Consider the following 416-nt stretch of genomic DNA (forward strand, 5'->3'; position numbering starts at 1 on the left):
CGGCTGCGGTCGTGTTTCGCACGGACGCAGACCTGGCAGCACGCGGGCCGGTACGTATCGGCGCTGGTCAGCGATATCCCGAAGCGGAACGGGTGGACGATCGCGCAACAGGCCGGGGACCGCACGCCGGATCGCACCCAGCGGTTGCTCAACCGCGCACGGTGGGACGAGGCTGCCGCGATGAGTCAGGTACGCGGGTTCGTGGTGGCCGGCCTGGACGCCGTAGCCGGGCGCCGAGCGCGGCGGGGGTTGCGGATCGCCGCGCTGGACGAGACCGGCCAGGCCAAACAGGGCACGGCGACGTGTGGAGTGAAACGGCAGTACATGGGCTGTGCGGGTCGGCTCGCGAACGGGATCAACACGGTGCATCTGGCGTATGTGCGTGAACGTGTCGGGCATGCGCTGATCGGGGCCCG

At 70.2% G+C, this 416-nt stretch carries 1 protein-coding gene; it reads left to right on the forward strand.

Going from position 1 to position 416, the window contains the following annotated elements; translation table 11 throughout:
• Positions 1-63: 63 nt before the first annotated feature.
• The coding region (locus F8271_RS31905) for a transposase (RefSeq protein WP_255473780.1) at positions 64-416 on the forward strand (353 nt) is incomplete at its 3' end.

The sequence above is a fragment of the Micromonospora sp. ALFpr18c genome (assembly GCF_008868155.1).
Taxonomy (GTDB): Bacteria; Actinomycetota; Actinomycetes; order Mycobacteriales; family Micromonosporaceae; genus Micromonospora.